Source organism: Streptomyces sp. NPDC020780 (assembly GCF_044334475.1).
Classification (GTDB): Bacteria; Actinomycetota; Actinomycetes; order Streptomycetales; family Streptomycetaceae; genus Streptomyces.
Genome location: NZ_JBIRTB010000012.1, coordinates 86,516 through 112,740 on the forward strand (window position 1 = coordinate 86,516; position 26,225 = coordinate 112,740).

Sequence of the window (26,225 nt, forward strand, 5' to 3'; positions counted from 1 at the left end):
CGCCGGGACGGCCCGTCAGCCGCGGCCGAGGTGCCGGTGCGGGTGCGCTCGGAGAAGTCCGGTGACCGGCCATCCGTGCCGTGCCCCTCCTGCCCGCGCGGCACGGACCGCGGGAGGGGGCCGAACCACACCGTCGTGTCCCCGTGAACCGGGGGCGTACACGCGGAAGCGGGCCGCGCTCGGGGAGCGCGGCCCGCCGTCGGGCCCGGGGCCCGTGACGCGTGTGCCTAGAAGACGCTGACGCCGTAGGCGCTCAGTGCCTCGGTGACGGGCTGGAAGAACGTGGTGCCGCCGCTGGAGCAGTTGCCGCTGCCGCCCGAGGTCAGGCCCAGCGCCGTGCTGCCCGCGAAGAGGGAGCCGCCGCTGTCACCGGGCTCGGCGCAGACGTTGGTCTGGATCAGGCCGTAGACGATGTCGCCGCCGCCGTAGTTCACCGTGGCGTTGAGACCGGTGACCGTACCGCTGTGCACGCCGGTCGTGGAACCGCTGCGCTTCACCGCCTGGCCGACCGAGGGGTTGCCGGCCGAGGTGATGTCCTGGTAGCTGCCGTTGTAGAGGGAGACCCGGCCGTCCGCGTTGGCGGAGTTGGAGTGGCGGATGAGCCCGTAGTCGTTACCGGGGAAGCTGCTGCCCGCCCGGGTGCCGAGGGTGCTGGTCTGCCCGGAGTTGGTGTACCAGGTGCTGCCGATCTCCGTGCAGTGGCCGGCGGTCAGCGCGTAGTACGTGGTCCCGCTGCGGACGTTGAAGCCCAGGGAGCAGCGGCCGCCGCCCGCGTAGATGGCCTGGCCGCCCGCGATGAGCTTGTTGAAGGTGCCCGGGGTGCGGTTGACGTCGACCTTGGCGCCGGAGTCGGTGACCGACTTCTTGATCGTGGCGACCTCGGCGGCGGAGACCGTGCTGTCGACGGTCACGACGACCTTGCCGGTCTTCGCGTCGGTGTACCAGGCGGTACCCGCGATGTCGGCACCGCGTACGGCGGAGCTGGCACTCGCCAGCTCGGCCTTCGTCACGGTGGTGTCGGGTGTGGCCTGGGCGACCGCGGTCGGTGCCGCAAGCGCGACGGCGGTGACCAGACCGGAGGTCGCGGCGATGAGCCGTGCACGTCTGGAGAGGGAGCCGAGGGGGGCGAAGCGCTTGAAGGTCACAAGTTCCTCCATGAAGGGGGGTGTGACGACCCGCTGGGTGGGCGGGCCGCGGGTGCGGCTGTCCCCGGCCAGTGGTACTGGTCGTGGACCTGCCAACCGCACGACGTGAATCCTTGACTCCGCTTGGCCTGCTGACAAGGTCGCCTTCCGGACCGGCGGAAGAGGACGGAAGGTGAACTCCGGCGGGCGGCTGGGCGACCCCCGGATGTCGGCCTCCGCCCACCGGACCCACGGCGGTCATGCGTTGCAGCAAATCGCGAAGGATGGGCCGGACCTGGACCGCGCCCACCGGACGTCGCGTCCACACACGCCCGCCCGGCACCTGTCGAGGTGGACACCGGCTCCCCGGCCCCCGGGCGCAAGGCGACGGTGAACCGTCCGTTCGGTCGGCTTTCGACTGAAACATCCGACCCTCCGCCCCTGGCCGGAATCATTCCTTCCGGCAGGAACCGGCCGCTGCCGGAGACCGGATCGGCCGGGGCCGCGCCCTTGCGGCCACAGCCCGCCTGTGCTGAGCGGACCCGTCGGCATCGGCACAGGTCGGTCCACGCCGAGGGGGATGCGTATCGTGCGGGTGCGTGCGGGCGGGTGCGCACGGGTCGGAAGCGCGCGGGGCGGGCGGTCGATCGGACCGCAGGCCCGCGGTGCGGGCTCACAGCCCGCCGGGGCCGGCTCTCCGGCTGTCCGGCGCCGTCAGACCTCGGCGAACGGATCGTCGACGAACGGCGTGGCCTGGTGGAAGTAGAGCAGCCAGTCGTTCCCCGTCAGCCGCCAGAGCGAACTGCGGTGTGAGCGCGATCCCCTGGACTCCGTGTCGAAGGTGAGGTGCACCAGATCCGCAGCAAGCTGCTCGCCCCGCATCCGGGAAGCGGTCAACGGGCCGGGGCGCGGTGCGCCGGGGTCGGGCGTGGTGAGCGCGGCGATGATCGAGTCCCGCTCCCAGAGCCTGCCGCTCGTACCGATCTCCCGGAAGTCGGGGTGGAGCATGGCCGACAGCGCCTCCGCCGATGCCCGCACCACCGGATCGAGGAGGCGGAGCTCACCCTCGACGGCTGCGGCCACGGCGGGCGATCGCTCAGCCATGCGTCATCTCCACGAGTCTCGCGACGGTGTTCCAGTTGCGGCTGGTGGCGACCAGCCCGCGCGTGAGGGCGGGACGCCCCAGGGCTTCGGCCAGCTTCGAGCGGCCCAGTCCTTCCGGGGCGTACAGATAGAGCACCCGTTCGCCGACGCGGAACTCCTCGGGGCGGAAAGCGGCCGCGTCGAGGGCGGCGAAGCGGGCGGCGTCGACAGGCTTGTCGAAGAAGGTGGCGTGCAGCTGCCGGCCCTCGAGTTCGGCGGCCGGGAACGGACAGGCCTCGGCGACGGCCGCCAGGTAGGCACCCGAGCGGACCAGGCAGTCGACCGGGAACCCGAACCGCGCCTCGATCGCCCGCTCCAACTCGGCGCACAGCGCGTCCTCGTCGTGCGACGCGCTGGTGAACACCGCGTTCCCGCTCTGCAGGTGGGTGGCCACGTCGCCGTGCCCCAGTTCCGCGAGCAGCGTGCGGAGTTCCGCCATGGGGACTCTCCGGTGACCGCTGACATTGATCCCGCGCAGCAGCGCCGCGTACATCGTGCTCATGACCCCACCCTAGGGGCTTCCCGTAAGCCCTGGCGGGTCAGCGCGCGGCGTCGGATGCGGTGCATGGCACGGCGCAGGCGCGTCCGCGTACGGCATGCGTTCGGGCGTTCCGACAACGCGGCGAGGTGCCGTTGCTGCCACCGTGCGCATGCCAGGGATGACGGGACAGCCCTCAGGGGTCTCCGCGTCTTCCTCACATCGGTAGTGAGGCCAAGGCGACGGCTGCTGTGGGTCCGAGCGGGGGACGCGCCAAGGAGACCGGCCCTGGCAGACTGCGGCCATGGAGGACATACAACTACGCCATCGGGGGCGGGGGAACGGCACGGTTCCCGTCAGTCACGCTCCGAAGAGTGAGACCACAGTGGTCGAGATCGAAGGCGGGACTCTCGCCGGTTTCTACGTCTACGGACTGATCAACACTCCCGGTCGGCTCGAACAGGGCCGCATGCTCGTGAAGCACAACCTCGGTGGTCACCGTGTACGGGCGATCGTGCCCAGGGAGTACACGCACCTCAAGGTGAAGAAGATGTCCCGTGGTTCGCTGTTTCCGCGCTGGAACATCGGCTTTCGCGCCGCGGACTCGCTGCCCAAGTTGGTGAAGAGCGTGGAGGGCCGTCATCCGGATGTCCTGCTGTATACCGGTGAGCGCACCAGGTTGGAGCTGGAGGTGGGCAAGGGGTACGCAGGCTTCTCACACCGGCCACTCAGCGGTGGGGAAGCGACGCACCTGGAGGGGTGCGACGGGCCTTTCCGCGGCACCGTCGAACTTCCGGGCCCTGGCCTGATCGAGGTGGACTGCCTGGTCCGCTGGTCGGCCACCGTGCACTAGTGCCCCTCTCGGCAAGCTTTGCCCCGTCGCGCCGCCCAGCACGCACTCCCCCAAGGCCTGAAGGGCCAGGGGGGACCCCCATCCGCGTTGGCCGGCGCACGGGACGACGCTCCTCATGGGGCAGACATGGCCGGTCACGGCACCAGCCCGCGACGGATCCGGCCGCCCGCTCAGCTTCGTCGGGACGAGCGGGAACACCAGCGGCTCACCCGGTTCACAACGGTGACGGAAGCGATCCGGGTGCGCATCAGGTCCGGGCGGCCTCGGGTCAGGCCCGTTCACGTCCGGGGCGACAAGACCACCGATTCCTACGAAGCAGCGGTCACTCGCGTCACTCCTGATACGGGCGTGAGTGGCGACAGAAGCCAGGACGATCTGCAGGCCGGTCACGGCCGCCGCGCCCCGTGGGGGAGGGCGCGGCGGCCGGCCCGAGGGCCGCCCCGCCCGTCCCGGCTGACGCGCGGCGACGGCTACGCCACCTCGCGCGCCGCCGGAACGTCCACGTGATCCGTGTGCGAACGTCCCTCCGCCGTACGACGCACCGCATCCAGCGCCGCGCCGATCCGCCGTGAGGTGCGGGACAGACCCCAGCGACTGCTCCCTATTCGACGATCTTGAGGAGCTTGTTGGCGGTGCCCTCGGTCGCGTTGGTGATCGCGTCCGGGGTGGCCCCGCCCGTGAGCGCCGTGGCGACCTGCTCCGGGGTGGCGTCCGGGTGCCCGCCGAGGTAGACGGCTGCGGCACCGACGACGTGGGGAGTCGCCATGGACGTACCGGAGATGGTGTTCGTGCCGTCGTCGCTGTCGTTCCAGTCCGACGTGATGTCCGAACCCGGGGCGTAGATGTCCACGACCGAACCGAAGTTGGAGAACGACGACTGCGCGTCGTCCACCGTCGAGGAGGCGACCGTGATGGCCTCGGGAACCCGGGAGGGCGAACCCCCGCCCGCATCGCTCGACTCGTTGCCGGCGGCGACCGCGAAGGTGACGCCGGAGGAGATCGCCTTCTGGACCGCGGCGTCCAGCGCGGGGTCCGCGCCTCCGCCGAGGCTCATGTTGGCGACGGACGGGCCCTTGTGGTTGGCGGTGACCCAGTCGATGCCGGCGACGACCTGCTCGGTGGTACCGGAACCGGCGTCGTCCAGGACGCGGACGGCGACGATCTTCGCCTTCTTCGCCACGCCGTGGGCCGCGCCGGCGATGGTGCCGGCCACGTGGGTGCCGTGCCCGTTGCCGTCGTCGGCGTCGTCGTCGTTGTCCACGGCGTCGAAGCCCGAGGTGGCCCGGCCCTCGAAGTCGCTGTGGGTCACCCGTACGCCGGTGTCGATGACGTACGCCGTGACGCCGTCACCCGCGGCGTCCGGGTAGGTGTACGACTTGTCGCCCGCGGTTCCGGTCTGGTCGATCCGGTCCAAGCCCCAGGACGGCGGGTTGTCCTGGGTGGCGGTGGTGTGGAACTTCTTGTTCTGGACGACCTTGGCGACGGCGGGGTCGGCCGCCAGCCTCCTGGCCTCGGTCCGGGTCAGTCCGCCGGCCGAGAAGCCGTTGATGGCGGAGTTGTAGCTGCGGGAGAGCTTGCCGCCGTACTCCTTCGCGAGCTTCGACTTGTCCGCCTTCTTGTCCAGCATCACGATGTAGCTGCCGGACACGGCGGTGGCCGCGTCGGCTCCGTAGACGGTGCCCATCGCGGGAGCCGGTGCGGCTCCGGCGAACGGGGTGCCCAGGATGCCGACACCTGCCGCGGCGGCGACCGCGGTTATCGCTGCTGTCAGCCTGACCCGGCGTGCGCGCTTGTGAATTGCCATGAAGAGGGGTCTCCTCGTCATTCTTTGTGGGGGGATTGACCCTCGGCCGGAAAATCTCCGGGGGTTGCCTCGAAACCCTGCGCGATTGACGCGCCCAGATCAAGAACTTCATGCAGCCGTCACGGAGTTACCAGATCTTCGTCACAGGAAACCGGCCCACTCACGGCCGAACCGGGGTGAAGGAGGAAAGATCCCGCAATCCACATATCGGACGCCGACGGGTCACCTTGTCCCGCTGACGGTTCCCTGGCCGTCCTCTCCTCGGAATCGCCCGCTCCTCTTCCGGCGGGGGAACGTCGGTGCGGCACAGGCCGACCGGTTCGCTCCCTGCCGCGGCACCGAGCGACCCGCGAAGTCCCGCCGCTCCGAGCACGTATGACGCCCCCTCGATCCAGGGCAGGGACGCGGACCCCCAGCCCGCTCGGCCCGCCACCCCGGCGAGGGCACCCGCGCCACGATCCCGCCCGCGCACGCCGTCCCTACCGGGAGCCTGCCCGCCAGGGACGCGGGCCGCGGTTCAGGCCGGCAGTTCGGCCTCGATGAGGTCGGCCGCCCGCTGCGTACCACCCTCCCGCGCCATTCGCTCCCGCACCGCGGCCAGCCGGGCCGCGACCTCGGGGTCGTCCACCAGGGCCAGGACGGCGGCCCGCAGGGACGCCGCGTCGGCCTCCTCCTTGGGCAGATGCCTGGCCACACCGAGCGCTTGCAGCATCTCCGCGTTGCCGAACTGGTCGACGGCCTGCGGGACCGCGACCATCGGCGTACCGGTGGCGAGGCCCTCCTGAGCGCCGCCCGCGCCGGCGTGGGTGACGAAGGCGTCCGCCTGCTTCAGTACGGACAGCTGGGGCACCCAGGCGTGCGTCTCGATGGTGCTCGGCACGTCTCCGAGTTCGGCCGGATCCACATGGGCACCGATCTGGAGCACGACGTGCCAGCCCGCCAGATCACCGAAGGCCCGGACGCACTCGCGGTAGAAGCCCGGCTCGTCGGTGAAGGCCGAGCCGAGCGAGACCAGCAGCACCTTCTCCGCCCCGGCGGGACGCTTCCACTCCCCCTGCTCGGCGCGGTCCCCCTGGCAGGCGCCGACGAAGGTGTGGACGGTGCGGTCGACCCGGTCGGCGTGCGGCTGGAGCACCTCGGGGATGAGGACGACGGCGCGGCGGGGGCGGGAGACGAAGGCGTCCGGCTCCATCCCGCCGAGACCGTTCTCCGCGAGCCACGCGGCGAAGCGCGCGTAGTACGCCGCGCCCCGCTCGGTCCGCCTCAGCTCGGCGGTCATCGGCGCGCCGACCTCCTCCTCGTACCCCTCCCACGGCACGAGGTTGGGCCAGAGCGACACGGCGGGGACGCCCCAGCGGTGGGCGAGGAGGCGAGCCGGGTAGGAGGTGATGTCGTGCAGGACGAGGTCCGGCTCGTCGCCCCGGAACGCGGCGGCGAGCTGGGGGAGCGCCTGGATCCCGTCCGTCAGGAACGGCTCGAGGTGGTCGATGAGTTCGGTGCCCCAGTCCTGCGGACTGTCCTCGGTGGGCAGGACGGACGTGTAGATCACCGGCTCCGCTCCCGTGGCGGCGACCGTCTCGGCGAACGGGGCCGGGATGGCGTAGCTGACGCGGTGTCCCCGGGCGACGAGTTCCCGGATCACTTCGAGACTCGGGTTCACATGCCCGTGGGCAGCGATGGAGAACATGGCGATATGGGCACGCGGGGTGGTGGTCATGGCACTCACGCTATGCGAGACGGAACGTATCGTACAGTCTGCTTCTCGGCGCTCACCCCTCAGCGCTGGTACCGGGCGAGCACCCGGTTCCCGGAGACCGCCAGCCGCTCCTCCAGCTCCTTCGTGCCGATCGCCCCGCTGTAGTACTCCTGCAGCGCGGGGGTGGCGACCTTGTCCTTCCACTCCGGGTATCCGCGCACCGCCTGGGCGGGGGCGGGACGCAGGGCGCCCGCGAGGGCCGTGCCGGTCGCCCAGCCGTTCTCGGCGGTGTGCAGGGACGGGTCCGCCAGCGCCTCGGTGCCGGTCGGCAGCATCCAGTCGCCCCTGGCCAGACGCACCATGTTCGGCGGGCGCAGCAGGAAGTCGATGAACTGCACGGCTTCCTTCTTGTGGGGGCTGTCCTCGGCCACCGAGAGGGTCTGCGGGCTGACCCCCTGGGCGAGTCCGCCGCTACCGGCGGGAACCGGCAGGACGCTCCACTCGAAGCCCTCCGGGGCCTGCTCGACGACCTGCTGACGGTAGGAGAAGCCCAGCGCGACCATGGCGTACCTGCCGCCGAAGAAGCCGGGCAGGGTGTCCGACCCTCCCATGCCAAGCGCCGTGCGCGCCGCGCTGTGATCAGCGTTGACCTGGTCCCGGACCGTTTCGGGCATGACCTGGTCGCCGTCCTCGAAGCGGATGGTCACCTTGCCGTCCGCTTCGCGGTGGAAGAGCCGCCCGCCCGCGGAGAGGCCCAGGTTGAGCGTGACGGAGACCGGTTCCCTGAGCGGCCAGGCGACCCCGTACCTCCCCTTCCCGGTCAGTTCGGCGGTGACCCTCCGGAACTCCGGCCAGCTCCACGGCCGTCGGGGGGTGGGTATCCGGACACCGGACGCCTCGAGGATCTTCGTGTTGGCGATCAGGACCCTGGGTTCCTGGAGAAAGGGAACTCCGTAGACACCGTCACCGAAGGTCGTGGTCTGCCAGGAACGCTGGGGGATGTCCTGGCTCAGCCGGTCCGACAGGAGGGGCCGCAGGTCGGCGAGGTAGCCCCCGTAAGCGAAGTCCGCGAGGTCGTCGGAGGCGTCGTGGATGATGTCGGGCGCCTCACCGCCCTCGAAGGAGGTGAGGAGCTGGTCGTGGACGTCGTCCCAGCTGCCCTGGACGTAGTCGACCTGGATGTCCGGGTGCGTGGCGTTCCACTCCTCGACCAGCTCTCTGTTGGCGTCGACGGACTCCTTCTGCCAGGCCGGCGACCGGAAGCTCAGCCGGATCGTGCCGTCGGCGTCCCTGCCCCGCTCTCCCCCGTCCGAACAGCCGGTCAGCAGCAGGGCCAGCGCGGCGGTCACCGCCGCGGCGGCCGTGAAGGGACGGCGGCGCATCAGTGCTTCACCGCCCCGGCCGTCAGTCCGCCCGTGATGCGCTTCTGGATGACCGCGAAGAGGAGGAGGGAGGGGAGGGTGGCGAGGAAGGCGGCGGCGGCGAGCGGCCCGAGGTCGGCCGCACCCTCCGCGCCGAGGAAGTGCGTCAGTACGACCGGCAAGGTCTGCTTCTCCGGGGTCTTGAGCAGGACGAGGGCGAAGAAGAACTCGTTCCATGCGGTGATGAAGGCGAAGAGCCCGGTGGCGACGATCCCGGGGGCCAGCAGCGGGGCGGTGACCGAGACGAGGATCCGCACCCTGCCGGCCCCGTCGACCGCCGCGGCCTCCTCCGGTTCGGGCGGCAGGGCCCGGACGTACCCGGTGAGCATCCACAGGGCGAAGGGCAGCGACCACACCACGTACACCATGACCAGACCCCCCAGGGAGTTGATCAGGTGCAGGTTCTTGAGGACCAGGAAGAGCGGAATGATGACCAGGACGAAGGGGAACGCCTGGCTGATCACGATCCATCCGGTGGCGGCCGTGGCCAGTCTGCCGCGGTGACGCGCCATGACGTACGCCATGGGGGTGGCGATGACGACGGCGATCAGTGCCGCGCAGAGGGCGGCGGTCAGCGAGTTGGCGGCCGCGCGCAGCAACGGCTGCTCGTCGAAGGCCTGGCGGAAGTTGTCCAGGGTCGGCTCCCGCGCGATCCAGGTGGGGTGCAGGGCGCCCAGCTCGCGGGCGGGTTTGAAGGCGGTGGAGACCAGCCACAGGAACGGGAAGGCCAGGAAGGCCAGGTAGCACAGGAGCGCGGCGTACTTCCCGGCCCGTGCCGCTCCGCCGGTACGCGGACTCACGTGTCCTCCCATCCCCGGAGCCGGCCGGCGAGGAACACGGCGAGGATCACGGAGATCACCGCGACCATCACACATCCCATCGCCGCAGCATAGCCGAACTGGCCGTATCGGAAGGCCTCTTCGTAGGCGAACAGCATGGGCAGCCGGGTGCGGCCCCCCGGCCCTCCGGCGGTCAGGACGTAGACCAGGGCGAAGGAGTTGAAGTTCCATATGAGGTTCAGCGCGCTCACGGCCAGCGCCACGGGCCTGATCGCGGGCCAGGTGACGGTACGGAAGCGGCGCCAGGCCCCGGCACCGTCCAGGGCGGCTGCTTCGTGGAGTTCGTGCGGGGTGTTCTGCAGGCCGGCCAGCAGGACCACGGTGGTCTGGGGCATGCCGGCCCAGACGCCCACGAGGATCACCGCGGGCAGGGCGGTCACCGGCCCGGTCAGCCAGTCCCGGCCGTCACCGAGACCGAGGTCGCGAAGGGTCTCGTTGAGGATGCCGGCGTCGGGGTTGTACACCAGGCGCCACATGATGCCGACGACCACCTCGGGCATGGCCCAGGGGATGATGGCCAGCGCTCTGGCCATCCGGCGCATGCGCAGGTCCGCGTTCAGGAGGAGGGCGAGCCCCAGCGCGAGCACGAACTGCGGGACCGTGACGCCGACCGCCCACAGCAGGCCGATCCTGAACGAGTCCCAGAACAGGGTGTCGTGCAGCAGGTCCTGGAAGTTGAGGGCGCCGGTCCACCGGGTCGCGCGGGTCCGGCCCGACTGCGCGTCGGTGAAGGCCAGCGCGATCCCGTACAGCAGCGGGCCGACGCTCAGGACCAGGATCGGGATCAGCGCGGGCAGCACCAGGAACCAGGTGGCGCCGTCGCCTCTGCGGCGCCGCGGTGGCCCGCCGGGTGGCCTCTTACGGCCCTGAGGAGCCACGACGCCGGTTAATGCCATGAATCGACCCCTTTGCCCCATTGGATCGGTTTCACCCATGTCCGGCCCGTCCGTGAGGCCCCCGTCATCGTGCTGACGCATGGTCCGTTCGTCAAGGTGGCCTGCACGGATGCGAAAATCAGGCCATGGACGAGATGCGCGCACGCGAGGTACTGACCGCCGCCGGGCTGCCCGGCGGCTCCGAGCTGCTCGCGCTGGGCGAGAACGCGGTGTTCTCCGTCGGTGACCTGGTGGTCAAGGTCGGCAGGAACGCCACCGCGCACCCGGAGCTGGCGGAGCGGGCGGAGCGCGAGGTCGCCGTCGCCCGGTGGCTCGCCGCCTCGGGCGTGCCGGCCGTGCGGGCCGCCGAACCGGCGGCCCGGCTGGTCGAGGGCCACCCGGTGACCCTCTGGCACCGGCTCCCCGAGGCGGTGCGCCCTCCCGAACCGCGCGACCTGGCCCCGCTGCTCTCCCTCGTCCACGCGCTGCCCGTGCCCGAGGGCCTCGCCCTGCCGCGCCGCGAACTGCTCGGCGGGGTGGAACGCTGGCTGCGGCTGGCGGGTGACGCGATCGATCCGGCCGACGCCGACTACCTGCGCGGCCGGCGCGACGGTTTCGCCACGGCCGCCGCCGCCCTGGCGCCGCATCTCACACCCGGCCCGATCCACGGGGACGCGCTCCCCCGCAACGTCCACATCGGTCCGGACGGACCGGTCCTGCTGGACCTGGAGACCTTCTCGGCCGATCTGCGCGAGCACGATCTCGTGGTGCTCGCCCTCTCCCGCGACCGCTACGGCCTGCCCGCCGAGGCGTACGACGCCTTCACCGCGGCCTACGGCTGGGACGTGCGTGAGTGGGAGGGCTGCGCCGTGCTGCGCGGAGCCCGCGAGACCGCCAGCTGCGCCTGGGTCTCCCAGCACGCCCCGGCCAATCCGAAGGCCCTGGCCGAATTCCGTCGCAGGGTGGCGTCCCTGCGCGAGGACAACCCCGAGGTCCGGTGGTATCCGTTCTGAGGATCGGCCGTCAGGGGAGCTGCGCCGGGGCCGGCTCGCGCAGCGGCCAGCGGCCGTCGATCACCGCGTCGGCCGTGCCCTTGCGCCGCAGGAAGGACTGGAAGTCGGCCGCCCACTCCGCGTACCAACCGATCTGACGCTCGTGCAGCTCGGCGGTGGTGAGGGCGGCGACCGCACCGTGCCGCTCGGCTATCGCGTACGCCACGCGCACCGCGGCCAGCGCGTCGGCGGCCGCGTCATGCGCACCGCCGTGCACCACGCCGTACTCGACGCAGACCGCCTCGAGGGTGCGCTTGCCCCTGCGATAGCGGTCGACGGCCCGGTCGATCGTGTACGGGTCGATGACGGGGCCGATGCCCGGCCGGCCCAGCCGCTCGCTCAGGGACGGCAGTCCGTGGCGTCGCAACTCCGCGGAGAGCAGGGTCAGATCGAAGGCCGCGTTGTACGCGACGACCGGCACCCCCTCGCACCAGTACTCCACCAGCGTGTCGGCGATCTCGTCCGCGACCTCGCGGACCGGGCGGCCCTCCGCCGCGGCCCGCTCGCTGCTGATGCCGTGGATCGCCGAGGCCTGCGCGGGAATCAGGATGCCCGGATCCGCCAGCCAGGTGCCGCACCGGACCGGCTCCTCCGCCCGGCTCTCCACCGCCACGACCGCGGCGGTGACGATCCGGGCCTCCAGCGGGTCCGTGCCCGTCGTCTCCAGGTCGAAGCCGACCAGACGCTCCCGGTGCCAGCTCATCCCGTACCTCCTCCTTGGTGCTCTCCCCCATGTGGTGACCACCTTCGCACGCGCCACTGACAACGCAGGAGGGGGCGTCAGGAGACGGGCCGGGAGTCCGTCCACACCGACTCGAACTCCTCGCGGTAGGTCTCGAAGAGGCCGTGCTCGCTGTCCTGGCCCGCCCGGACCACGGCCCGTCCGCCGCCGCGCAGTACCAGAACGGGTGCCTCCATGCCGCGTGCGCGCCGCAGATAGGGCTGCACGACCCCCACCGCGTCCGGGCCGTCACCGTCCACGAGGTAGGCCGTGAAGCGCGGCGTCTCGTCGAAGACCTGGATCTGGAAGGCGCCCGGGTCGCGGAGTCTGGAACGGACCCTGCGCATGTGGAGGATGTTCATCTCCACGGAGCGGCTCAGCTCGCCCTTCTTGAGGCCGAGTTCCCGCTCCCGGCGCTTGACCGCGCTGCTCGCCGGGTTGATGAACAGCAGCCGCACCCGGCAGCCGGACTCGGCGAGGCGGACCAGCCGCCGGCCCGAGAAGTTCTGCGTGAGCAGATTGAGCCCTATGCCGATCGCGTCCAGCCGTCGCGCGCCGCCGAACAGGTCCTCGGCGGGCAGCTGGCGCTGGAGGCGCACCCGGTCGGAGTGGACGGAGACCACGTCGGCGTACCGGTCGCCCACCAGCTCCTCCACGGCGTCCACCGGCAGCCGGTCGGCGGACGGCACGGCGGCCCCGCTGCCCAGGATCTCCAGGAGCCGTGCGGAGGCCCTCTCGGCCTGGGCCAGGACCGCTTCGTTCAGCGCGCGGTTGCGGGAGACGACGTTGCGCGCCACCTCCAGCTCGTCGAGCGCGAGCTCCACCTCGCGGCGGTCGTCGAAGTACGGCTCGAAGCAGGCCCAGTGCTGGACCATCAGCTCCCGCAGTTGCGGAAGCGTGAGGAAGCTGAGGACGTTGTCGTCGGCCGGGTCGAGCAGATAACCCTTGCGGCGCGAGACCTCCCGCACCGCGACGGCCCGCTGCACCCACTCCTGCCCGGCGGGACCCGCGGCGGCCACCACCCAGTCCTCGCCGTGCACGGGCTCGTAGATCGGCCGGACCACGGCGGAGACCACGGCGCGCAGCCGCTGCTCGACGAGATTCAGCCAAATGTAGGCCCGGCCTGCGCGCTGGGCCCGGGTGCGCACCTCGTTCCAGGCATCCGCTCCCCAGTCCAGTTCCGCGCCGATCTCCATGGGCTGCGCGAGGGAGACCGCCCCCGGCGGGGCATCGGTCGACTCCCCCTCGTGACCTGCGTCACCTGGGGGCAGCTCGAACCCTCCCGAGCTCACCCGCGTACCGCCTTCCACTCCCCCACCAACGATCAAGGAAGGGTACTCCGGGACCGGGATCCCCTGCAGCAGGATGCACAGGCTCCTCACTCAACTCCCCTGTGATCCATGCCGGTTCCCTGGGGCGAGATCAGGGGGAGTGAGCTGATTCATAGCGTTTGGGCACTCCGGGGAGGCCGCACAGCGGACGGGTGGGCGTGCCGCCGCTCGACGCGCATCCTCCGGGCGACACGAAAGTGTCCGAAGTTGACCGGCCCGGCGCAATCACGGCCGACGGGACCCGGCCGCACCGGCGGACGTCCTAGGTGCGCGCACATCTTTCGGGGAGTATCGGGGCAAGAACCCTCCAACACCCGGATCAGAAATGGAAGAGTCCTATCTATGCAGGTCTGGCCGGGACAGGCGTATCCCCTCGGTGCCACGTACGACGGCGCCGGCACCAACTTCGCGGTCTTCTCGGAGGCCGCAGACCGGATCGAGTTGTGCCTGCTGCACGACGACGGTTCAGAAACGGCGGTGGAGCTTCGCGAGACCGACGCCTTCGTCCGGCACGCCTACCTGCCCGGAGTGATGCCGGGACAGCGTTACGGCTTCCGGGCGCACGGCCCGTACGAGCCGCAGCGCGGGCAGCGCTGCAATTCGGCGAAGCTGCTCCTCGACCCGTACGCGCGTGCGATCTCCGGGCAGATCGAGTGGGGCGAGGCGGTGTACGGCTATCCGTTCGGCCGGCCCGACGCGCGTAACGACCTCGACTCGGCGCCGCACATGATGAGCTCGGTCGTGGTCAATCCGTACTTCGACTGGGGCGACGACCGCCCGCCCCGTACGGACTACCACCGCACCGTGATCTACGAGGCCCACGTCAAGGGCCTGACGATGCTTCACCCGGGGCTGCCCGAGGAACTGCGCGGTACGTACGCCGGGCTCGCGCATCCGGAGATCATCGCCCACCTGACGGAGCTGGGTGTCACGGCGATCGAGCTGATGCCGGTGCACCAGTTCGTCCAGGACCACCGGCTGGCCGACGCGGGCCTCGCCAACTACTGGGGCTACAACACCATCGGCTTCTTCGCCCCGCACAACGCGTACGCCTCCTGGGGCGACCGCGGGGAACAGGTCCTCGAGTTCAAGCAGGCCGTCCGGGCGCTGCACCGGGCCGGCATCGAGGTGATCCTCGACGTCGTCTACAACCACACGGCGGAGGGTAACCACCTGGGGCCGACCCTCTCGTTCCGGGGCCTGGACAACGCCTCCTACTACCGGCTGGCCGACGATCCGCAGTACTACATGGACACGACGGGCACCGGGAACTCCCTGCTCATGCGGTCCCCGCACGTGCTCCAGCTGATCATGGACTCCCTGCGGTACTGGGTGACCGAGATGCACGTGGACGGCTTCCGCTTCGACTTGGCGGCCACGCTGGCACGCCAGTTCCACGAGGTGGACCGGCTCTCGTCCTTCTTCGACCTGGTGCAACAGGACCCGGTGGTCAGCCAGGTGAAGCTGATCGCGGAGCCGTGGGACGTGGGCGAGGGCGGATACCAGGTGGGGAACTTCCCGCCGCTGTGGACCGAGTGGAACGGCAAGTACCGGGACACCGTGCGGGACCTGTGGCGGGGCGAGCCCCGGACACTCGCGGAGTTCGCGGGCCGGCTCACCGGCTCCTCCGACCTCTACCAGGACGACGGCAGGCGCCCGCTGGCCTCCATCAACTTCACCACCTGCCACGACGGCTTCACCCTGCACGACCTCGTCTCGTACAACGACAAGCACAACGACGCCAACGGCGAGGGCAACCGGGACGGCGAGAGCCACAACCGCTCGTGGAACTGCGGCGCGGAGGGGGAGACCGAGGACAAGGAGATCCTGGAGCTGCGCAGCCGTCAGATGCGCAACTTCATCGCCACGCTGATGCTCTCCCAGGGCGTGCCCATGCTGAGCCACGGCGACGAGTTCGCCCGTACGCAGCGCGGCAACAACAACGCCTACTGCCAGGACAACGAGCTCTCCTGGGTGCACTGGCCCGACCCGGCCGCCGCCCGCGCGCCGAAGGGCGAGGGTCCGGAGGCCGCCGGCGCCCCCGGCACGGACACGAGCCTGCTCGAGTTCACCCGGTCCATGGTCTGGCTGCGCCGGGACCACCCGGTCTTCCGGCGCCGCCGCTTCTTCCACGGCCGGCCCGTGGAGGGCACGCACGACGAGCTGTCGGACATCGCGTGGTTCACCCCGCGGGGCGAGGAGATGACCCAGCGGGACTGGCAGGCCGCCCACGCCAAGGCGATGACGGTCTTCCTGAACGGTCACGCGATCTCGGAGCCGGGGCCGCGCGGCGAGCGGATCGCCGACGACTCGTTCCTGCTGATGTTCAACGCGGGGGCCGACTCCCTGGAGTTCACCGTGCCGGTGCACCACGGGAAGCGGTGGCAGGTCGTCGTGGACACGGCGATCCCGGACGGTGTCCCCCCGGGTGCGGGCCCCAAGGTCTCCGCGGGCGAACGGGTGACACTCCTGGGGCGGAGTCTGACGGTGCTCAAGCGCCCGGCGTAGGCCAGACGGGGCACCCGGAAGGCCCGGAGACCACCGGTGGTGCCCTGGTGGGGCGTCATGTGACACAGAAGCCGTCAGGCGGGGTACGTACGTGTCCATGACGCCCACCGCCACGTACCGGCTGCAGCTCCAACCGGACTTCCCGTTCGCAGCCGCCGCAGACGCCGTGCCGTACATCGCCACGCTCGGCGTCTCCCATCTGCACCTGTCCCCGGTCCTGGAGGCCGTGCCCGGCTCCGGTCACGGCTACGACGTCGTCGACCACGGCCGGGTGCGGGCCGAGCTCGGCGGCGAGGAAGGGCTGCGGCGGCTGGCCGCCACGGCCCGCGCGCACGGCCTCGGACTGATCCTCGACATCGTGCCCAACCACATGGCGGCCGCGCCCCGCCACAACCGGCCGCTGTGGGAGGTGCTGCGCGAGGGGCGCGCGTCCCCCTACGCCTCCTGGTTCGACATCGACTGGGAGGCGGGCGGCGGGAAGGTCCTGCTGCCGGTCCTCGCCGGGCGGATCGGCGAGGAGATCGGCGGATTCGAGGTGGCGAAACGGGACGACGGCACGCCCGTCCTTCGCTACGGCGAGCAGGAGTTCCCGTTGCGCGCGGGGACGGCCGGCCTCCCGATGCGGGAGCTGCTGGCCGCCCAGCACTACCGGCTCGGCTGGTGGCGCCTGGCCCGCACCGAGCTGAACTACCGCAGGTTCTTCACCATCTCCGACCTCATCGGCGTCCGGGTGGAGCTCCCCGAGGTCTTCGCCGCCACCCACGGCACGATCCTGCGGCTGCTCCGGGACGGAGTCGCCGACGGACTGCGCATCGACCACCCGGACGGCCTGGCGGAACCCGCCGCGTACCTGGAGCGGCTCGCCGAGGCCACCGAGGGACGGTGGACGGTGGTCGAGAAGATCCTGACCGGCTCCGAGACGCTCCCCGCGGGCTGGGCCGTCGCCGGGACCACCGGGTACGACGCGCTGCACCGCGTCGACGGCGTCTTCACGGACCCGATGGGCAGCGCCGACCTGCTCGGCCGCTACCGGGACTTCGCGGGCCCGGCCGGGGACCGCGGCGGCTACTGGACGGCCACCGTCCGGCGGGCCGCCTACCGCGTGGTCACCCACGACCTCGCCGCCGAGACGGAGTGGCTCACCCGCCTCGCCGCACGGGTCTGCGCCGCGGACCCCGCCCTGCGCGACCACGCCCCGTGGGCGCTGCACACGGCGGTGCGCGAGCTGCTCGTGCGCGTCCCCGTCTACCGCCCGTACGTCACGGCGGGCGGACCCCTCACGGAGATCGCGGAGGCGACGCTGCCGCCCGACGCGGTGCGGGACGCCAAAGCGGTGTTCTCCGTCCCCCAGGAGGCGGAGGCGGTCGACGTGGTGCGGGGGCTGGCGCTGGGACGGCTCGGGGACGGGCCGGACCACACGGCGTTCTGTGCCCGGTTCGCCCAGACGGCGTCCGCGCTGCACGCCAAGTCGGTGGAGGACATGGCCTTCTACCGCTACGTGCCGCTGATCTCGGCGACCGAGGTGGGCGGCGACCCCGGCAGGCCGGCGGTGAGCCCGGAGCAGTTCCACTCCTTCTGCGCACGGCTGGCCCGGGACTGGCCGGCCACCGGTACGGTGCTGACCACGCACGACACCAAGCGCAGCGGTGACGTACGGGCCCGGATCGCGGTCCTGTCCGAGTGCCCCGAGCGGTGGGCCTCGCTGGTGGCGCGGCTGACCCGGTCGACGGCTGCGGCCGCCCCGGACCCGCAGCTGGCATGGCAGGCCTGGCAGGTCGCGTACGCCTGCGCATGTCTGCCCGCCGGGGAGATGGCGGGCCGGCTGGCGCCCGCGCTGCTGAAGTCCGTCCGGGAGGCGGGACTGTTCACCAGCTGGACGGAGCCCGATCCCGCGTACGAGCGTGCGGTGAGCGACTTCGTGGCGGCGGGCCCGGGCAGCGGCGAGGGCGAGGCACGGGACGCGCTGACCCGGTTCACGGACACGCTCGCCCCGTTCGTCCGGGCCAACGTGCTGGGCGCCGCGCTGGTGCACCTGACGATGCCGGGCGTGCCCGACCTGTACCAGGGCACGGAGCGGGAGTACATCGCCCTGGTCGACCCGGACAACCGGCGACCCTTCGCCCGGCCGGCGGGGGGGCGGGACGAGAAGGCGGAGATCACGGCCGCCGCGCTGCGCCTCCGGCGGGAGCGCCGTGACCTCTTCGGCGAGTCGGGTACGTACGCCCCGCTCGCCGCACGGGGCCCGGCGGCCTCCCACTGCCTGGCGTTCTGCCGGTCCGGCGAAGCGGTCACCGCGGTGACCCGGCTCTCGCTGCGTCTCGCCGAGGAGGGTGGCTGGCGCGACACGACGCTGGTCCTGCCGGACGAGGGCCCGTGGCGCGACGAGCTCTCTCCGGGCCGGGAGTTCGCGGGCGCCACGGTCGCGCTCGCCGACCTGTTCGGGGAACGGCCCGTGGCCCTGCTCACGAAGGCGGGGCGGAAGGGCGCCGTCTGAGGAGACGCGTCCCCCGCCGCCGCCTCATCCCGTGCGGTGGAGCAGGAACCCGAGCAGTACCTCGATCTCGCCCACCGGCCCCGGGGCGAGGGGGACGCTGCGCAGGCAGGCGCGGGCGGCGTCGAGGTGGCGGCGGGCCTCCTCCAGGGTGGCGGTGCGCCCGCCCGCCGCCTCGGTGAGCGCTGCCGCGCGGACCGCGCCGGTGTCGTCGAGGGGAAGCGGGGAGTTCAGGAGGGCCGCGAGTTCCCGGGCGGCGGGGCCCTCACCGGCAAGGGCCGCCAGCACCGGGTAGGTCTTCTTCCGCTGCCGCAGGTCGCTGTGGACGGGCTTACCGGTCACCGCGGGGTCGCCCCAGATGCCGAGCAGGTCGTCGACGGCCTGGAAGGCCACCCCGAGGTGGCGCCCGGTCCGGTCGAGCGCGGTGACGGTCGCGGCCGGCGCCCCGCCCAGCAGGCCGCCGAGCGCCGCGGCGCAGCCCAGCAGGGTGCCGGTCTTGAGCTCGGCCATGGTCCGGTACTCGTCGGGGCCGACGGCCTCGGGCCCCGTCCAGGGGCGGGCCGCGAACAGCAGGTCCTCCGCCTGGCCGTGCACCAGGCCGCCCAGCGTCTGAGACAGGCGGCGCACGGCCGCGGCAGTGTGCGGCCCGGGGGCCTCGGCGAGGGTCTGGACCGCGAGGGCGAAGAGTGCGTCCCCGGCCAGTACGGCGGCTCCGGTGCCGTACGCCTTCCACACGGTCTCCCGCTGCCGCCGGGTTCCGTCGCCGTCCATGATGTCGTCGTGCACGAGGGTGAAGGCGTGGGTCAGTTCGACGGCGACCGCCCCGGCGACGGCGCTCCGTCCGGGTGCCCCGGCGGCCTCCGCGCCCAGCACGGCGAGGGTCTGGCGTACGCCCTTGCCCTCGGAGGCTCCGTCCGCCGGTGCGGCGCCCGCCGGTGCCCCGCCGTCCGTGCTCCGGCCGAGGGCGAAGGCGGCCATCTCGCGGGGCCAGGGGTGGAGCCGTCCGATCGCGGCGGACAGGGCGGGCCGCACGAGGTCGCGGCAGCGGGCGAGTACCCGGGGGGCGGTCTCGGCCGGGGCGGTGGCGGGGTAGGTCATCGCGCCGCCGCCTCCTCGGTGCGGTCGTCCCCGACGGGCAGGGGTCCCACCCCCAGCTCGGCCGCCGCCTTGTCGACCATGTCCCGGGCGTGCCGCAGTCCGATCCGGTCCAGCGTCCGGCGAAGGCCGGCCAGTTCCGCGGCGGTCTCCACCGGATCCCGCCCGAGCCGGGCCAGTGACTTGGCGAGCCCCAGCCGGGACAGCGCGGTCCCCCGGGGCTCGTTCATCTCCCGGAACCCGGCCAGCGCCCGCCCGTAGTCGTCCCGGGCCTGCGGGTACAGCCCGGCCCGGTAGTGCACGTTGCCGCGCATCTTCAGGTTGTAGGCCAGCGCGCTGGACAACTTCATCTCGCGGCAGGCCACTTCGGCCTCGGCGAGCAGCTCAAGCGCCCGCTCCACGTCCCCGTCGCGTACGGACAGGACGTCGGCTATCCCGCGCAGCGCCCAGGCCCGTCCGCGCCGGTCGTCGGCCCGGCCGGCGGTCTCGGCCGCCTCCTCGAAGAGGGCGAGTGCACGATCGTAGTCACCGGTGTTCCGGTGCATCTGCGCTATGCCTTCCAGCGCCCACACCGTGTGCCGGGCCTCTCCCCGCCGGCGTGCCTCGGCGAGCAGTTGTTCGTGCAGTTCACCGACGGCCTGGTAGTCGCCCTGGATGCGCCCCGTCTCGGCGAGCCCGGCGAGCGAGTAGCCGCGCACCACGACGTCGCCGCCGCGTTCGCCCAGTTCGGCCGCGAGCCCGAGCAGCCGGTAGGCCAGTGCCAGGGCGCCCCGCTGGCGGGCGAGTGTGCCGCCGCTCCACAGGGCCCAGGCCATCGCCCCGGTGTCCCGCGCCGAGCGTGCGGCGCGGTAACTCGCCTTCCAGGCCGCGTCGGCGTCCGTGACCCGTCCCAGCCGCCGGTAGGCCTCCGCGACGGCGAGGCCGCAGCGCGCCATCTCCCGCTGCTGCCCCGCGGCCTGTGCGGCCCGTAGTTCCTCGATGCCCTTCGCCAGCACCTCGGTGAGGGATGAGTTCACCGAAAGGGAGCCGAGGGCCCCCTGGTATTCGGGGGCGAACGCCTTGTCCTTCGCCTGTTCCCGCTGAGCCACCTGTGTCACCCGTGCCACCTGCCCGCTGTCGCGCCCGCCCGGGGACCGTGGCCCCCGGGCGGGCGTCTTGCCGTCGTCCCGTCTCTGATCAAGACGGTACGAGGCGGCGGAGGTTCCACGAATCCGTCTGTGAACGGGTTACGCGTGGTACTCGAGTGCCACGTGGAGCACGTGGGGTAGTCACCAGGACGTACGCCGCGAGGACCTCCGGGCGAAGGAGCGGGGGGCGGGAGGGGGTGGGGCCGCGAGGGGGATGCCTCAGACGGGCGGGCCGGGCACGGGCGCGGAGAGCCGGAAGGCCATCCGTCCGAAGCTCACCTGGTCGCCGTCGCGCACCGGGACGGAGCCGATGACCCGTCGGCCGTTGACACAGGTGCCGTTCGTCGAGCCGAGGTCGCGCAGGATCCACCGGCTGCCGTGGGCCGTCAGTTCCGCGTGCCGCCGGGACACCGTCTCGTGGCTGAGCCGCAGCCCGTTGCCCGGATCGCGTCCGATGTGCAGCGGGTGCGGGCCCGGCACGGGCAGGAGGAGCTTGGGCAGCCGCTCCGACTGCCAGGCCCTGCGCAGGCGTGCCGGGAAGGCGGAGACGCCGCCCACCGCGCGCAGCAGCCCCCGCGACCAGCGCCCGCCGGTGTCCAGGTCGGCCGTGAGCGCCTCCAGTTCCTCGGCGCGCCGGGCCACCAGGGCGAGTTCCATCCGCCGCATGAAGGTGTCGTGGGAGAGCTTGCCCTGGGCCGCGCCGTCCCTGAGCACACCGAGGACACGGTCGCGCTGGGCGTCGGACAGCCGCGCGGGATACGTGGAGGACTCGAAGGAGGACGTCACAGTGCCGATTGTCGGTCCGCCGGGCCGGGGGTGTCCAGACAGACCCGGATTTCGGCCTTCCTGAACTGGGAGGCGGCCGGCGAACTCCGTTCGCCGGAGGCGAGTTGGCTGGTGCGGCCCCGCTCCTGGCCGGCGCCGGGACCAGCCGCACCCGGGCGGTCCGTGCCCGTCGTACCACCGGAACTGACGGCCCGTCCGCTCGCCGGCCGCCGCCGGGCTCGGCCTCGTCCTCCATCCCCTCTGCGTCCCGGACCACGAGCGCGCCGACGACCTCATGTCCGGCCGCCGCCGGGGACGTGGACCGCAGTCGCCGGGCGTCCGGGCAGGGGGAACGCCGGACGCCTCTTCGCCAGGGCGGGGGACCGGTCGGCCGCCGGAAAAGCGATGGACGGCCCGTTCCGGGGCCCGTACAGTCGAGTGGACCACAGGCCCCGGACGCGGAGGGAGGCGAGAGACGTGCGTTGCCGTACCACCACCCCAGGCACCACTTCGTCCGCGCGCTCCCGTCCCGTCCGCAGGGCGGTGCCGGACCCGGTCTGACCGGGAGCGCGCCCGCTGTCCCGGAGGACACGTCCATGACCGATCTGGTCATTCGCGCGCTCACCCAGAGCGACGCCCACCTTTTCGATTCCCTGCAAGATGCCCGTCTCGTCGGCCGCGCCGCGTTCGGCCACCGCTTCGCCACCGTGCGCGACGGCGGTGAGTACCGCCCCGAGTGGACCCGGGTCGCCCTGCGCGACGGCGTCGTCGTCGCCCGGGCCGCCTGGTGGGGCGGGCCCGAGGACACCGAGCCCGTGCTGGTCAACTACTTCGACTTCGCCCCGGGCGAGGCGGAGGCGGGGACCGAACTGCTGCGGAGCGCCCCGTGGTCCGCCGAGTACGAGCTGATCGTGCCTGCGGGCTGGCGCGAGGTGCCGGAGGTACGGGCGGCGGCCTCGGCCCGGATCGCCGCGGCCGAGGCGGCCGGCATGCGCGTGCTGGTCGAGCGCTACCGGTACGAGTGGACCCCCGGCGACGGCCTTCCCGAGCGGCCCGGCCGGCTGGAGTTCCGCCAGGAGCCGGACGACGCCGTGATCCTGGACGTCCTGCGCCGGGTCCACTCCGTCACGCTGGACGCCCATGCGCGGCGCGCCATCGAGGGCCCCGGCGGTCTGGAGCAGGCCGCCCAGGAGGAGCTGGACTTCTTCCACTGGTGTCCCTCCCCGCGCTCCTGGTGGCAGCTCGCGTACACCCCGGACGGCGCGCTCGCCGGAATCCACGTGCCGGCCCGCAACCCCGGCGGCCCGTGCATCGGCTTCATCGGCGTCGTCCCCGAGGCGCGCGGCCACGGGTACGGCTACGACCTGCTCGTCGAATGCACCCGCTTCCTGGCCGCCGAGGGTGCGACGTCCGTCGCCGGCGCGACCGACCGGGGCAACACCCCGATGGCCGCGGCGTTCGCCCGGGCCGGTCACCGCATCGTGCAGGAGCGGGTCCATCTGGTGCGATAGCGGGGTCAGCCGGTGCCGCCCGTGCGCTGGGCCCGGATCACGTCGCGGTACCAGGCGTACGACTCCTTGGGGGTGCGCCGGAGCGTCTCGTAGTCGATGTGGACCAGGCCGAAGCGCTTGCTGGCGCCCTCGGTCCACTCCACGTTGTCGGTCAGTGACCAGGTGAAGTAGCCCCGCACGTCGACGCCCGCGTCGATGGCCGTCCGCAGTGCCCCCAGGTGCCCTTCCAGGAAGGCGATGCGGCGGCTGTCGGCGACGGGCTCGTCGACCGCGCAGCCGTTCTCCGTGATGTAGACGGGCGGCAGCCGGTCGCCGAAGCGGCGCCGCAGTCCGGCCAGTGTCTCGGCGAGCCCTTCAGGGACGACGGGCCAGCCCAGGTCGGTGGTGTCGTAGCCCTCGATCTCCCTCAGGCCGAAGGGGAGTTCCGGAGGCATGGTGTAGCCGGAGAAGGTCCCGGGTGTGCCGGGGCCGGGCGCGCCGACAAGGGTGGGGCTGTAGTAGTTGACCCCGTACCAGTCCAGCGGGGTGGAGATCACCTTGAGGTCGTCCCCGACCGGACCCGGCATCAGCGCGGCGACGTTCTCGTCGGGATAGCGGCCGGTGAGGACCGGGTCGGCGAACAGCCAGTTGGTCAGGGTGTCGTAGAGCGCGGCGCCGAGGCGGTCCTCCTCGGAGTCCCCCGCCGTCCAGACGGGGGTGTGGGAGAGGGCGATGCCGATGTTGTCGGCTCCGGCGGCCCGCAGCGCCCGTACGGCCAGTCCGTGGGCGAGGAGCTGGTGGTGGGCGGCGGGCAGCGCGTCGAAGAGGAGGGTGCGTCCGGGCGCGTGCTCGCCGAGCGCGTAGCCGAGGAGCGTGACCTCGGCGGGTTCGTTGATGGTGATCCACATGGGGACCCGGTCGGCTAGGCGTTCGGCGACGATGCCCGCGTACTCCGCGAAGCGGTAGGCGGTGTCCCGGTTGAGCCAGCCGCCGGCCTCGTCCAGCGGCAGCGGGGTGTCCCAGTGGTAGAGCGTCGGGGCCGGGGTGATGCCGTGGGCGCAGAGTTCGTCGACGAGCCGGTCGTAGAAGTCCAGCCCGGCCGGGTTGAGCGAACCGCTGCCGCCGGGCACGACCCGGGGCCAGCTGATGGAGAAGCGGAAGGCGTCCGCGCCGAGTCCGGCGAGCAGGGCGACGTCCTCCTTGTAGCGCTCGTGGAAGCCGGTGCCCCGGGTGGTGTCGGTGCCGTCCTTGATACGGCCCGGTTGAGCGGCGAAGGCGTCCCAGCCGGACGGCCCTTTGCCGTCGGCGTCGTACGCCCCCTCGGTCTGGAAAGCGGAGGCTGAGGCGCCCCACAGGAAGCCGGGCGGGAACGTCGGCACGGTCATCTCGGACTCCAGCAGCCGTAAGAGGGACCTTGTATGACTGCCCGGCTTCGCTACGTATGAGCGGAACCCGGCAGGGCAATGATCAGGACCAGACCCTAATGGCCAGGTACGGGCTCGCTCCAGTGCCCGGGGCCGCGCAGTGCGACGTCCGCCGGCCACGGGGCTGTTCCCGAGCCCGCGGACCACGGACCACGGACGAGGAGTGGTGGATGCAGTTCGAGGTGTGGGCCCCTCAGGCCGGGTCGGTCGTGCTGAGCACGGCGGGCGGGCGGCAGTCCATGGAGCGTGATCCGCTGCGTGCGGGCTGGTGGACGGCCGAGGCGGAGGCGGCCGACGGCGACCGCTACGGCTTCGCGCTCGACGGCGGGCCGGTGCTGCCGGACCCGCGCTCGCGCCGCCAGCCGGACGGACCCGACGGCGAGAGCGCGGTCGTCGACCAGGACGCGTACACCTGGCGGCACCCGTGGGCGGGGCGCGGACTGCCGGGCGCGGTCCTGTACGAGCTGCACGTCGGTACGTTCACGGAGGCGGGCACCTTCGACGCCGCGGCCGAACGGCTCGGTCACCTGGTGGACCTCGGCATCACCCATGTGTCGCTGATGCCCGTCTGCCCCTTCCCCGGCACGCACGGATGGGGGTACGAGGGGGTGTCGCTGTGGGCCGTGCACGAACCGTACGGCGGCCCGGCCGCCCTGAAGCGCTTCACCGACGCGGCCCACGGGCTGGGCCTCGCGGTCGTCCTGGACGTCGTGCACAACCACCTCGGCCCGTCGGGCAACTATCTGCCCGCCTTCGGCCCGTACTTCACCGACACCCACCACACGCCGTGGGGCTCGGCCGTCAACCTCGACGCGCCCGGCTCCGACGAGGTGCGCGCGTACCTGCTGGGCAGCGCGCTCGCCTGGCTGCGGGACTACCGCCTGGACGGGCTGCGGCTGGACGCCGTCCACGCGCTGGCCGACGGCCGGGCGCTCACCTTCCTGGAGGAGCTCTCGGCCGCCGTCGACGCGCTCGCCGCCGAGCTCGGCCGGCCCCTCGCGCTGATCGCCGAGTCCGACCTCTGCGATCCCCGTACGACCACGCCCCGCTCCGAGGGCGGTCTCGGCCTGCACGCCCAGTGGAACGACGACTTCCACCACGCCCTGCACACGGCGCTCACCGGCGAGTCCCAGGGGTACTACGCCGACTTCGCGGCCGCCCCGCTGGCCGCTCTCGCCAAGACGGTGACCAGCGCGTTCTTCCACAACGGCACCTACTCCACCTTCCGGGGGCGGACACACGGCCGCCGCGTCGACGTCACCCGCACCCCCGGCCACCGCTTCGTCGGCTACGCCCAGACCCACGACCAGATCGGCAACCGCGCCCTCGGCGACCGGCTCGCCGCCTCCCTCTCCCCCGGGCTCCAGGCCTGCGCAGCCGCCCTCGTCCTCACCGGGCCCTTCACCCCGATGCTCTTCATGGGAGAGGAGTGGGGGGCCCGTACGCCGTGGCAGTTCTTCACCGACCACACGGACCCGGAGCTCGCCGAGGCCGTACGCAACGGCAGGCGACGGGAGTTCGCGGCGCACGGCTGGGCCGAGGAGGACATCCCCGATCCGCAGGACCCGCGCACCCGGGCGCGCTCCTGCCTCGACTGGAGCGAGCCCGAGCGTGAACCGCACGCCCGCGTGCGGGCCTGGTACCGCGAGCTGATCGCTCTGCGCCGGGCCCTGCCCGACCTCTCCGATCCCGATCTGGCCTCGGTGCGGACCGCGTTCGACGAGGAGGCGCGCTGGCTGGCCTACCGCCGGGGCGACCTGCGGATCGTGGTCAACCTCGCGGCCCGGCCGGCCGCCGTCCCGCTCGGCGTCGGCCGGCACCGCTCCGGCACCGGCCGGGTCCTGGCCGCCTGGGAGCCGGTGGACGCACCCGGGGCCGACGGAGTCCTGCACCTGCCGCCCGAATCGTGCGTGGTGCTCGCCGACGAGTGACCGGCCTCGGCCCGGTGTGCGCCGACGGGTCCCCGGTTTCCGCCAGGTGCCCGTCGG

20 protein-coding genes are annotated in these 26,225 nt (G+C 72.4%); 6 read left to right on the plus strand and 14 right to left on the minus strand.

What is annotated here, in order from left to right; translation table 11 throughout:
- Positions 1 to 227: 227 nt before the first annotated feature.
- The 3 genes from ACH4VO_RS23335 to ACH4VO_RS23345 all read right to left on the minus strand — a co-directional run bounded on the left by ACH4VO_RS23335 (position 228) and on the right by ACH4VO_RS23345 (position 2,769).
- A complete protein-coding gene (locus ACH4VO_RS23335; RefSeq protein WP_360990568.1) occupies positions 228 to 1,145 on the minus strand; it encodes a S1 family peptidase in 918 nt (305 codons plus the stop codon).
- A gap of 693 nt (positions 1,146 to 1,838) precedes the next feature.
- Complete coding sequence (locus ACH4VO_RS23340) at positions 1,839 to 2,228, minus strand: nuclear transport factor 2 family protein (protein WP_360990368.1); 390 nt, start codon at positions 2,226 to 2,228, stop codon at positions 1,839 to 1,841.
- Positions 2,221 to 2,769 (minus strand): DUF1697 domain-containing protein, encoded by a 549-nt coding sequence (locus ACH4VO_RS23345; RefSeq protein ID WP_360990365.1) that lies wholly within the window; start codon positions 2,767 to 2,769, stop codon positions 2,221 to 2,223. The genes ACH4VO_RS23340 and ACH4VO_RS23345 overlap by 8 nt, the downstream gene beginning before the upstream one ends.
- A gap of 361 nt (positions 2,770 to 3,130) precedes the next feature.
- On the opposite strand from ACH4VO_RS23345, the gene ACH4VO_RS23350 reads away from it, so the two are divergent.
- Positions 3,131 to 3,598 carry a hypothetical protein gene (locus ACH4VO_RS23350; protein WP_360990363.1) on the plus strand — a complete coding sequence of 156 codons (468 nt, stop codon included), beginning with the start codon at positions 3,131 to 3,133 and terminating at the stop codon, positions 3,596 to 3,598.
- 601 nt (positions 3,599 to 4,199) lie between these two features.
- Here ACH4VO_RS23350 and ACH4VO_RS23355 read toward each other — a convergent pair.
- The 5 genes from ACH4VO_RS23355 to ACH4VO_RS23375 all read right to left on the minus strand — a co-directional run bounded on the left by ACH4VO_RS23355 (position 4,200) and on the right by ACH4VO_RS23375 (position 10,254).
- The gene (locus ACH4VO_RS23355; RefSeq protein ID WP_360990360.1) at positions 4,200 to 5,402 is read right to left on the minus strand and encodes a S8 family peptidase; all 1,203 of its coding nucleotides are present in this window, start codon (positions 5,400 to 5,402) and stop codon (positions 4,200 to 4,202) included.
- Positions 5,403 to 5,919: 517 nt separating this feature from the next.
- Positions 5,920 to 7,119: a macrolide-inactivating glycosyltransferase gene (mgt, locus tag ACH4VO_RS23360; protein WP_360990358.1), complete on the minus strand. Its 1,200-nt coding sequence runs from the start codon at positions 7,117 to 7,119 to the stop codon at positions 5,920 to 5,922.
- Between the two features lie 59 nt (positions 7,120 to 7,178).
- On the minus strand, positions 7,179 to 8,480 hold the full coding sequence (locus ACH4VO_RS23365; protein WP_360990355.1) for a sugar ABC transporter substrate-binding protein: 1,302 nt from the start codon (positions 8,478 to 8,480) through the stop codon (positions 7,179 to 7,181).
- Positions 8,480 to 9,331 (minus strand): carbohydrate ABC transporter permease, encoded by an 852-nt coding sequence (locus tag ACH4VO_RS23370; protein WP_360990353.1) that lies wholly within the window; start codon positions 9,329 to 9,331, stop codon positions 8,480 to 8,482. The genes ACH4VO_RS23365 and ACH4VO_RS23370 overlap by 1 nt, the downstream gene beginning before the upstream one ends.
- Positions 9,316 to 10,254: a sugar ABC transporter permease gene (locus tag ACH4VO_RS23375; protein ID WP_360990350.1), complete on the minus strand. Its 939-nt coding sequence runs from the start codon at positions 10,252 to 10,254 to the stop codon at positions 9,316 to 9,318. The genes ACH4VO_RS23370 and ACH4VO_RS23375 overlap by 16 nt, the downstream gene beginning before the upstream one ends.
- Before the next feature lie 125 nt (positions 10,255 to 10,379).
- Here ACH4VO_RS23375 and ACH4VO_RS23380 point away from each other — a divergent pair, with 125 nt between their 5' ends.
- On the plus strand, positions 10,380 to 11,246 hold the full coding sequence (locus ACH4VO_RS23380; RefSeq protein WP_360990347.1) for an aminoglycoside phosphotransferase family protein: 867 nt from the start codon (positions 10,380 to 10,382) through the stop codon (positions 11,244 to 11,246).
- Between the two features lie 10 nt (positions 11,247 to 11,256).
- On the opposite strand, the gene ACH4VO_RS23385 is transcribed toward ACH4VO_RS23380, so the two are convergent.
- Positions 11,257 to 11,988 carry a 3'-5' exonuclease gene (locus ACH4VO_RS23385; protein WP_360990344.1) on the minus strand — a complete coding sequence of 244 codons (732 nt, stop codon included), beginning with the start codon at positions 11,986 to 11,988 and terminating at the stop codon, positions 11,257 to 11,259.
- A 77-nt stretch (positions 11,989 to 12,065) separates the two neighbouring features.
- Positions 12,066 to 13,298, minus strand: coding sequence for an SAV2148 family HEPN domain-containing protein (locus tag ACH4VO_RS23390; RefSeq protein ID WP_360990341.1), 1,233 nt, complete (start codon positions 13,296 to 13,298; stop codon positions 12,066 to 12,068).
- A 381-nt stretch (positions 13,299 to 13,679) separates the two neighbouring features.
- Between ACH4VO_RS23390 and glgX the strand changes: the two genes are divergently transcribed.
- Together glgX and treY are read left to right on the plus strand one after the other, a co-directional pair.
- The gene (gene glgX / locus ACH4VO_RS23395) at positions 13,680 to 15,845 is read left to right on the plus strand and encodes a glycogen debranching protein GlgX (RefSeq protein ID WP_360990338.1); all 2,166 of its coding nucleotides are present in this window, start codon (positions 13,680 to 13,682) and stop codon (positions 15,843 to 15,845) included.
- Positions 15,846 to 15,942: 97 nt separating this feature from the next.
- Positions 15,943 to 18,339: a malto-oligosyltrehalose synthase gene (treY, locus tag ACH4VO_RS23400; protein WP_360990336.1), complete on the plus strand. Its 2,397-nt coding sequence runs from the start codon at positions 15,943 to 15,945 to the stop codon at positions 18,337 to 18,339.
- Positions 18,340 to 18,363: 24 nt separating this feature from the next.
- Here the strand turns inward: treY and ACH4VO_RS23405 are convergent, their stop codons facing one another.
- From ACH4VO_RS23405 to ACH4VO_RS23415, 3 genes are all read right to left on the minus strand, one after another.
- A complete protein-coding gene (locus tag ACH4VO_RS23405) occupies positions 18,364 to 19,434 on the minus strand; it encodes a polyprenyl synthetase family protein (protein WP_360990334.1) in 1,071 nt (356 codons plus the stop codon).
- Positions 19,431 to 20,528, minus strand: a complete 1,098-nt coding sequence (locus ACH4VO_RS23410) for a tetratricopeptide repeat protein (RefSeq protein WP_360990331.1) — start codon at positions 20,526 to 20,528, stop codon at positions 19,431 to 19,433. Before ACH4VO_RS23410 ends, ACH4VO_RS23405 begins: the two co-directional genes overlap by 4 nt.
- A gap of 249 nt (positions 20,529 to 20,777) precedes the next feature.
- On the minus strand, positions 20,778 to 21,344 hold the full coding sequence (locus ACH4VO_RS23415) for a DUF1707 and FHA domain-containing protein (RefSeq protein ID WP_360990329.1): 567 nt from the start codon (positions 21,342 to 21,344) through the stop codon (positions 20,778 to 20,780).
- A 575-nt stretch (positions 21,345 to 21,919) separates the two neighbouring features.
- Between ACH4VO_RS23415 and ACH4VO_RS23420 the strand changes: the two genes are divergently transcribed.
- Positions 21,920 to 22,834: a GNAT family N-acetyltransferase gene (locus ACH4VO_RS23420; protein ID WP_360990326.1), complete on the plus strand. Its 915-nt coding sequence runs from the start codon at positions 21,920 to 21,922 to the stop codon at positions 22,832 to 22,834.
- 5 nt (positions 22,835 to 22,839) lie between these two features.
- On the opposite strand, the gene ACH4VO_RS23425 is transcribed toward ACH4VO_RS23420, so the two are convergent.
- The gene (locus ACH4VO_RS23425; protein ID WP_360990323.1) at positions 22,840 to 24,198 is read right to left on the minus strand and encodes a GH1 family beta-glucosidase; all 1,359 of its coding nucleotides are present in this window, start codon (positions 24,196 to 24,198) and stop codon (positions 22,840 to 22,842) included.
- Positions 24,199 to 24,407: 209 nt separating this feature from the next.
- On the opposite strand from ACH4VO_RS23425, the gene treZ reads away from it, so the two are divergent.
- Complete coding sequence (treZ, locus tag ACH4VO_RS23430; RefSeq protein ID WP_360990321.1) at positions 24,408 to 26,168, plus strand: malto-oligosyltrehalose trehalohydrolase; 1,761 nt, start codon at positions 24,408 to 24,410, stop codon at positions 26,166 to 26,168.
- Positions 26,169 to 26,225: the final 57 nt, after the last annotated feature.

Coding starts and splice junctions, on each gene's coding strand:
- ACH4VO_RS23420 (WP_360990326.1), top strand. CDS start 21,920: ATGACCGATCTGGTCATTCGCGCGCTCACCCAGAGCGACGCCCACCTT.
- glgX (WP_360990338.1), top strand. CDS start 13,680: ATGCAGGTCTGGCCGGGACAGGCGTATCCCCTCGGTGCCACGTACGAC.
- ACH4VO_RS23340 (WP_360990368.1), bottom strand. CDS start 2,228: ATGGCTGAGCGATCGCCCGCCGTGGCCGCAGCCGTCGAGGGTGAGCTC.
- treZ (WP_360990321.1), top strand. CDS start 24,408: ATGCAGTTCGAGGTGTGGGCCCCTCAGGCCGGGTCGGTCGTGCTGAGC.
- ACH4VO_RS23345 (WP_360990365.1), bottom strand. CDS start 2,769: ATGAGCACGATGTACGCGGCGCTGCTGCGCGGGATCAATGTCAGCGGT.
- ACH4VO_RS23365 (WP_360990355.1), bottom strand. CDS start 8,480: ATGCGCCGCCGTCCCTTCACGGCCGCCGCGGCGGTGACCGCCGCGCTG.
- mgt (WP_360990358.1), bottom strand. CDS start 7,119: ATGACCACCACCCCGCGTGCCCATATCGCCATGTTCTCCATCGCTGCC.
- ACH4VO_RS23405 (WP_360990334.1), bottom strand. CDS start 19,434: ATGACCTACCCCGCCACCGCCCCGGCCGAGACCGCCCCCCGGGTACTC.
- ACH4VO_RS23385 (WP_360990344.1), bottom strand. CDS start 11,988: ATGAGCTGGCACCGGGAGCGTCTGGTCGGCTTCGACCTGGAGACGACG.
- ACH4VO_RS23425 (WP_360990323.1), bottom strand. CDS start 24,198: ATGACCGTGCCGACGTTCCCGCCCGGCTTCCTGTGGGGCGCCTCAGCC.
- ACH4VO_RS23370 (WP_360990353.1), bottom strand. CDS start 9,331: ATGGGAGGACACGTGAGTCCGCGTACCGGCGGAGCGGCACGGGCCGGG.
- ACH4VO_RS23375 (WP_360990350.1), bottom strand. CDS start 10,254: ATGGCATTAACCGGCGTCGTGGCTCCTCAGGGCCGTAAGAGGCCACCC.
- ACH4VO_RS23380 (WP_360990347.1), top strand. CDS start 10,380: ATGGACGAGATGCGCGCACGCGAGGTACTGACCGCCGCCGGGCTGCCC.
- ACH4VO_RS23355 (WP_360990360.1), bottom strand. CDS start 5,402: ATGGCAATTCACAAGCGCGCACGCCGGGTCAGGCTGACAGCAGCGATA.
- treY (WP_360990336.1), top strand. CDS start 15,943: ATGACGCCCACCGCCACGTACCGGCTGCAGCTCCAACCGGACTTCCCG.